Annotated in this window: 2 protein-coding genes and 1 pseudogene; 1 reads left to right on the top strand and 2 read right to left on the bottom strand. The window is 69.0% G+C overall.

The window, feature by feature from the left end; genetic code table 11:
- On the bottom strand, positions 1-291 hold a 291-nt coding region (locus tag VN520_RS05555), incomplete at its 3' end, for a hypothetical protein (RefSeq protein WP_325745714.1).
- Between the two features lie 287 nt (positions 292-578).
- A complete protein-coding gene (locus tag VN520_RS05560; protein WP_325745715.1) occupies positions 579-1,106 on the bottom strand; it encodes an HU family DNA-binding protein in 528 nt (175 codons plus the stop codon).
- 984 nt (positions 1,107-2,090) lie between these two features.
- On the opposite strand from VN520_RS05560, the pseudogene VN520_RS05565 reads away from it, so the two are divergent.
- A pseudogene (locus tag VN520_RS05565) lies at positions 2,091-2,561 on the top strand (IS5 family transposase); the annotation flags it as partial.
- Positions 2,562-2,806: the final 245 nt, after the last annotated feature.

The raw sequence follows: 2,806 nt of genomic DNA on the forward strand, positions 1-2,806 counted from the left end.
GCGCAACACACCCCCCGGCATGGCCATCGCCGCGCTGCGATGGTCGCCCAAGCCGTCAGTCACGGCCGTGGTGGGCATCGGCTTGGTCGCTGCCGCCCGGCGAGCTCTGCTTGGCCCGGCTGCACAGAGTTCGAGGCTTGGCCGCTGATCGCCACCGCTGACATCGACGCCGGTGGCGGCGGGGCGTGCACGGGTGTCGAAGACGGCATCGCCAGGCACGTTGTCGAAGCCTCTACTCCCACACTGCCAGGCCGTCATTATCGAGTTCATGGCGATTCGCTGCCGTTCCATAAGCCTTACGAACTGCGGATATGAACGATGGCGAATTTCGGTACACGACCACGAACGCCGTCAAGTGCAACCACAATTGCAAGCACCCGGAGACGTGCAGCACCGCGACCGCCTGGTGTGCCGCTATGCTCCCGCCTGCCTTTGGCGGCCCTCCGGCCGGCGCTCGGTTCGCGGGTCTGCCATCCACCCGTGTGCCGCCGCGCAGTGAATCCCTCATCCGTCCAAGCCCGCACCGACCGCCGATCCGCTGTCCTTGCCGAGCAACGGCAGTGGGTGCGCCTTCGAGGTCAGCGGAGGCCTTTGGCCGCCTTCTTTCCCGCCTTGCTCTTCGCCGCCTTGCGCGCGCCCTTACCGCCCTTCTCTCCAGCCTGGTCCCGTGCCTTCTTGCCGGCCTTCTTCCTGCCGTCCGCAGCTGCGTTCGCGGCGACCACGACCGTCTCCGCAGGGGATCCGGACGCGGCGGCCTGCGACTTCTTGCCCTTGGCCTTCGCACCGCCGCCCTCGACGGCAGCCGATCCCGGGGACATCGCCACGCCGTCGGCTCGGGTGAGCAGGGTCTTGAACCCGGTGCCGGCGCGGAAGACGGGAACCACGGACGCGCCCACCCTGATCGTCTCCCCGGTCCGCGGGTTGCGGCCCGTACGTGGCGCCCGCTCGCGGCGGTCGAAGGTCCCGAACCCACTCAATGACACCCGCTCACCGCGGGCGACGCTGCCCTCGATCTCCTCCAACACTCCGTTGACGGCCGCCACGGCCGTCGTGTGATCCCCGCTGAGCCGCTCGGTCATCTTGGCGATGAGGTCAGACTTGTTCACAGGCGCTCTCCTCCATCTCGTGGCCAACACGGAGCAGTCCGGTGGGAGCGGACAGCGCATTCACCTAAACCGCGATACCCACCAGGCACAACACGGGGTCCGGCAGTCCCGCGGACACCCTCGACAGCCGCCACGCCTGACTGCTGCTGCCGGTGCGCGGGAACGCTCGACGGCCCCCGTGCCGCCACGATGACGTCGATGCCCACACTGCGTGGCATCGACGTCATGATCGGGTTCATGCCGGCTTCCCACCGTTCGGTGAGCCCGCTGAGCTGAACGCACGGACGGCGGCGCCACGGCGACCGAGCACCTGCTCGGGACGATCGACGACAGCGGCAGCACCCGGGGTGCCGGCCCGCCGTCCTGCTGTCCGGCTCGCGGTGCGGAGTCGACCGGGCAGCGCAACCGGCGGAGGACCCCACCGGCCTCCGAGACGAACGGCTCGCTGTCTGCGCAGGAGGCGGGTGGCCGTTCGGTGCTCACCAGCCCAAGCACTCGCGCCCTATGGCAAGCACGCTTTCGGTCCTTGCCGCCGTCGGAGAAGTCCTCACGGCGACGGCGCGCACTCCCCCGGGGACCTCTGAGCGCGATCTCAGGAGTCAGAGCCTGCCGCCTCGCCACGCGGAGGGGCCGGCGCCGACGCCGACCCGAGGAAGAACCTGATCATCTCAGCGCACGCGTCCGGCCCCCGGGGATCGGTGTAGGGACCGACAGGGTTTCCGCCATACCAGGCATGCCCCCCGCCGTGCACCGTTCAGGACTCGACGAGGACCGCCCCGTGGCCATCGGTGTGCACCGTCTTCGTGCACGCATGACCGCCCCCCGCCTCTACCCGCGTCGTCTCCGACGCCGAGGTTTCGGCCGAGACCAGCCGGGCAGCCACCAGCTTCCACGGCGACCGGGGCCACGACCGGGTCCCGGTCGCCGTGGAAGACGATCAACGGGATTTGACCCCCGGGAACGGGCGAGCCCCCGGTCCGCATGGCGGCCAACGGGGGCCCGCTGACCGGCCCGAACCCGGTCGACCGCGGCAAACCCGGCTCCAAACTGCACGTCCTCACCGACGCCGGCGGCCTGCCGCTGGCCGTGGCGGTCAGTGCGGCCAACACCCACGACAGCCTCGCACTGATCCCGCTGGTGCAGGCCATTCCCGCCATCCGCTCCCGACGGGGCCCGCGGCGACGCCGACCGGGCAAGCTGCACGCCGACAAGGGTTATGACTATCCGCATCTACGCACCTGGCTGCGCCGACGGCGCATCACTCCGCGGATCGCCCGCCGCGGCGTGGAGACCTCCACCCGGCTGGGCCGCCACCGCTGGGGCGTCGAGCGGTCCTTCGCCTGGCTGACCGGCAACGGCCGGCTGACCATCCGCTACGAGCGATCCGCCCGGCTGTTCACCGCATTTCTCACCCTGGCTGCCACGCTCACCTGCTACAAGAAGCTCGCCACGTGAGACGAGTTCTTAGGCCATTCAAGAGTCGAACCGTGAAGTACAAGCATTCCATGGGCGAATTTCTGGATCTGAGGTGAGAATCGCGACTCACTACCTGAGCGCCGAAACGGGACAGGTCGAACTCTTCATCGCGTCTGTGAGCAGCTGCCACAGCGATGTAAACCCCGACCCCGAGTGCAGCCAGCCAGTAGAGAGCCTTCCCTCGATGACCCAGGAACAGCAACACTGGTCAACGGGCCAACACA

Origin of the sequence: Streptomyces sp. (assembly GCF_035563135.1) — a bacterium.
GTDB lineage: Bacteria > Actinomycetota > Actinomycetes > Streptomycetales > Streptomycetaceae > Streptomyces.